The sequence below is a fragment of the Thomasclavelia sp. genome (assembly GCF_017889095.1).
Taxonomy (GTDB): Bacteria; Bacillota_I; Bacilli_A; order Erysipelotrichales; family Coprobacillaceae; genus Thomasclavelia.
In genome coordinates this window covers 1-5166 of sequence record NZ_JAGHEW010000389.1, presented here as the reverse complement: position 1 = coordinate 5166, position 5166 = coordinate 1, and the positions used below count along the sequence as shown (strand labels likewise).

Here is a 5166-nt window from a genome sequence, read left to right as displayed (position 1 = left end):
CTGAATCAGCACACTTTTAAGCCTTTTTAGTTTCAAATAGTTTTTTGAAATCAAAGAAAGCAACTAATACACCTAAAGCAATTAATAAAATTGCGATGATTAATTGTAATCCTGATGTTAGAAAATCAATTGTACCCGTAGTCATCCAAGCAGTTACAATATTATAAATTGAAATACCTAATGAACTTAAAGTTACTACTAACATCAAACACATTGGAATATATAACATAAATCCTTTTCTTCCGGTTACTTTTAAGAATACAGAAATAGAAATTAATACCATTGCTGCAAGTAATTGGTTAGCAGAACCAAATAATGGCCAAATGTTGTTATATCCACCTAAAGATAATAAATAACCACAGAATAATGAAATTAATGTTGCTACATATTTGTTAGTTAAAAATTTATTAATTCCAGAAGCTTCTTTATTTGGATCAATTTCAAAGAATTCTTGGAATGATAAACGACTAATTCTAGCAACCGCATCAAGTGATGTTAACGCTAAAGCGGAAACAAACATTGTCATGATACAAATTCCCCATTCTTGAGGTAAACCTAAACGAGATACAAATCCAGTAACCCCAACTGAGAATTGAGTAAATGGAGTAGCTCCACCTTCAACACTTACTAATGCTGTTAATTGTTCATTTAAAGTACCATCTGCAATTAATGAAGATAATGAACCAACTACAACAACTACTAAGATTGCTAGTAAAGATTCTAATAACATTGAACCATAACCAACTTGTAACATATCTTTTTCGTTTTCAATTTGTTTACTACTAGTTTCTGAAGAAACAAGTGAATGGAACCCAGAAACTGCACCACAGGCAATTGTTACAAATAAAGTTGGGAATAAATAACCACTATTTGTTTTAAAGCCATTAAAAGCTGATGTTGAAATGGTTGGATTATAAATTACAACTCCCACAACCGCTGCAATGATCATCCCGACAAACAAGAAAGTTGTTAAGTAATCACGAGGTTGTTTTAATAACCACATTGGAGTGATCGATGCAAAGAAAATGTAAACAAAAACGACATATAACCATGTTGTTTTATCAAAATAAATTGGACAAGCAATTCCGCCAGCTAGCATTAATATAATTAATACTATTCCTAAAAGTGCTTGAACTTTACCGCTTACTTTTGTTTTCCGTAAAAAGAATCCAAATCCAATTGCTACAACAATATAAAGCATTGAAATTGATGCTGCTGAAGCATTTGGTTTTAATTTAGAACCATCAGCTGCAAATCCATTAAATGTTCCGGCAACCATATCGGCAAAAGCCGCAATTACTAGTAGTGTGAATAACCAGCAAAACAAAAAGAATAATTTTCTTCCCGTTTTTCCAATATATTCTTCAATTACACCACCCATTGATTTTCCATTGGATTTTACTGATGCATATAATGCACCAAAATCTTGTACGGCACCAAAGAAGATACCACCAACTAAAATCCACAAAACTGTTGGTACCCAGCCAAATGCTAATGCCATAACTGGTCCGGTAACTGGACCTGCACCAGCAATAGATGAAAATTGATGAGCAAAAACATTCCATTTATTACTTGGAACAAAATCGACACCATCATCATTTACTACGGCTGGAGTTTTAGCTTTTGAATCAACTCCCCAAGTTCTTTCTAGGTAGCGACCATATACTACATAAGCAGTGATCAAAACTACCATGGCAAGAACAAGTAATAATAAACCGTTCATTCTTTTTCCCCCTTTTATCGTTTCAATAACTATAATAAAATACTCTTATAATTGTTGTTTGTCAATATAATAATTTATTAGTATGTGTATTTTTTAGTTTTTTTATAAAATTACAACAATTTATTAGTCTATTTACTAAAAAACGACATAAAAAGGAAGAGTTGAGCTCTTCCTTCTCTTATTAAAATTTCCATATCATTAGTTTTCTTGGCTTCACTTAAAAAGTAAACACTTAATCTTTTCCTAAATTAAACTGACTATTATATAAATTATAATAATATCCTTGTTTTGCTAATAACTCATGATGCGTTCCTTGTTCTAAAATACGTCCTTTATCCATAACTAAAATAATATCAGCATTTTGAATTGTTGACAAACGATGGGCAACAATAAAAGTTGTTCTACCTTCCATCATAACATCAAAAGCTTCCTGAATTTGTAGTTCCGTTCTAGTATCAATTGAACTGGTAGCTTCATCTAAGATCAACATTGGCGGTTTGGTAAGCATTATTCGGGCAATACAAATAAGCTGTTTTTGTCCCTGGGATAAATTACCACCATCTTCTTCAACTAAAGTATCATAGCCATCAGGCAGTTTCATGATAAATTTATGGACACGTGCTTTTTTAGCTGCCGCAATAATTTCTTCATCGCTGGCATCATCTTTACCATAAGCAATATTTTCTTTGATTGTTCCTTTAAAGATCCATGATTCTTGTAAGACCATTCCATATAATCGTCGAAGGTAATCACGTTCCATTTCTAAAGTGTTAATATCATCAATGGCAATAGTACCACTATTTTGATCATAGAAACGCATTAACAGGTTGATCAATGTTGTTTTACCACAACCGGTTTTTCCGACAATGGCAACGGTTTGGCCTGGTTTGGCTTCTAGATTTAAGTTTTGGATCAATGGCACTTGCAGATCATAGCTAAAGCAAATATCATTAAGTTTAACTTTGCCAACCATTGTTTTAAGTATTTTAGGATCAGTAACTGGTTTTTCAATCGGTTCATCTAATAATTTAAAAACACGCTGACTAGCTGCTAAAGCCGTTTGCATTTCGGTCATGACCGATGAAATTTCATTAAATGGTTTAGTATACTGGTTCGCATAAGTTAAGAAACTTGATAATAATCCGACACTAAAATGACCATTTAAAACACTGATTGCTCCAAAAACACCCACCGCACCATAAACTAAACTATTAACAATTCTGGTTGTTGGATTAATCAAAGCACCATAAAATTGTGATTTTACGCCACTTACATGCATCTTTTGATTAATTTCATCAAAGCGCTGTTCATTAATATCCTCATAATTAAAAGCTTTAATTAAGCGCTGATTACCAATCATTTCTTCTATATAACCATTCATATCACCACGAATTTCTAATTGTTCCTGGAAATACAAATGGGTTCTTTTTACGATTAAAGATGCTACTAATAATGATAATGGTGTTAAGACAATTACTACGATGGCAATCGTTAAATTAATCAAACACATAATTACGATCGTTCCAACAATTGTCGCAATTCCCGTAAATAAACTTGTAAAACTTTGTAACAAGCCATTTCCAATTAAATCAATATCATTGATAACACGACCAATGATATCCCCATGAAGATGTCCATCGATATATTTTAATGGTAATAAATGAATTTTTTCAAAGACTCGATCTCTTAGATCATTAGTAATACTGTAAGTAATTTTATTTGTTAATTGCGCTAATAACCATTGTACTAGCGTTCCGGCGATAATCATGGCTGTAATAAATAATAACTGATTGATCAAAGCCTTAAAACCCACTTGATTTACCCCAATTAATAAATCTATTGCTTTTCCTAATAAAACTGGTGTGATCAAAGTTATACAGACACTAATAAACGATAACAGCAAAATTCCAATTAGAATCAGCTGATATGGTTTGCAATAAGTTAATAAACGTTTAATTGTTTTACTATCCATGATGATCACCATCCTTACTATGTTGTGAGGCATAGATTTCTTGATAAATTTGGCAATTTTTCATTAAATTTTCATGGCTATCAAAACCAACTAATTCACCATGATATAAAACAATAATTTTATCAGCTTGTTCAATAGAAGCCGTTCGTTGGGAAATAATGATCTTAGTCATCGATAATTCTTTTAAAGCCTGACGTAAGCGATAATCTGTCGCATAGTCTAAAGCACTAGAACTATCATCTAAAATTAAAATTTTAGGCTGTTTGACCAAAGCTCGGGCTATTGTTAACCGCTGCTTTTGACCACCCGATAAGTTTTTCCCACCTTGTTCAATCATTGTATCTAGGCCTTTAGCTTTATCTTCAATCAATTCTTTACCTTGAGCAATTGTTAATGCCTGCAATAATTCATCATCAGTTGCATTTTGATTGCCTAACTGTAAATTTTCGCGAATCGTTCCTGATAAAAGTGAAGCATATTGCGGAACAAAACCAATAAAGCTTCTTAATGTGTTTAAATCATAGCTTTCTAAGGGTTTACCATTTAATAAAATTGTTCCCTGGTTTACATCATAATAACGGTTAATTAAATTAACGACGGTACTTTTACCAGCTCCCGTTCCTCCAATTATCCCAATTGTTTCCCCATTTTTTATTTTAAAATTTATATTAGATAAAACATTTTTGGTATCATAAGCAAAACTAACATCTTTAAACTCAATACAAATATCATTATCATGCCACTGTTTATTGGCAGTAGAATTAACAATATCCGGTTTAGTTTCTAAGACTTCAAAAATACGTGTATAACTAGCACCGGCTTTATTATAAATTGATAATACATTGGCAAAGACAACTAAAGCCGCTAAAATCGAGTTCATGTAATTTACTAAAGCAATAATTTCCCCTTGTGATAAACCACCAATATTTACTTGTACACCACCAAAATAAACAATTAAAACAATGGCAAGATTGACAATTAAATATGTAAACGGGTTTAATAAAGCCTGGATTCGACCTACTTTTACCTGGATTTCTTTTTGACTTTTGGTTTCTTGATTAAATTTATTAATTTCTTTTTTTTGTGATGCAAAAGCCCTAATTACTCTGATCCCGTTAAGATTTTCACGAACAATCAAACTAATTTGATCAAGTTTCTTTTGGATTCGATCAAAATAAGGCATGGAAACAATCGTAATCAATAACATTACTACTGCTAAGATAATGGCTCCAATCACAAAAATCATCGCTAATGGTCCACTGATCATAAAAGCTAAAAACAACGATCCTAACATAATAAACGGTGCTCTTGATGTTAACCGTATGGTCATAGCAATAGCTAACTGAATCTGCACTACATCATTTACTAATCTAGTTACTAAAGTTGGTGCACTTAGTTTATCGAGATTACGATGATCATATTGATTTATTTGATGATACATCTCTTTTCTAAGCTTAGTTCCAACACTTTG

3 protein-coding genes are annotated in these 5166 nt (G+C 32.0%); all 3 read right to left on the bottom strand.

What is annotated here, in order from left to right:
* Positions 1–16 precede the first annotated feature (16 nt).
* On the bottom strand, positions 17–1723 hold the full coding sequence (locus J7M77_RS16480; RefSeq protein WP_296880541.1) for a carbon starvation protein A: 1707 nt from the start codon (positions 1721–1723) through the stop codon (positions 17–19).
* A 232-nt stretch (positions 1724–1955) separates the two neighbouring features.
* On the bottom strand, positions 1956–3695 hold the full coding sequence (locus tag J7M77_RS16475; protein WP_296880539.1) for an ABC transporter ATP-binding protein: 1740 nt from the start codon (positions 3693–3695) through the stop codon (positions 1956–1958).
* Positions 3688–5166 (bottom strand): ABC transporter ATP-binding protein (locus J7M77_RS16470; protein WP_296880537.1); only part of this gene is annotated, 1479 nt, incomplete at its 5' end. The genes J7M77_RS16470 and J7M77_RS16475, both read right to left, overlap by 8 nt.

Excerpts from the sequence above, each read along its gene's own strand:
- J7M77_RS16480 (WP_296880541.1), bottom strand. The coding sequence starts at position 1,723 with ATGAACGGTTTATTATTACTTGTTCTTGCCATGGTAGTTTTGATCACT.
- J7M77_RS16475 (WP_296880539.1), bottom strand. The coding sequence starts at position 3,695 with ATGGATAGTAAAACAATTAAACGTTTATTAACTTATTGCAAACCATAT.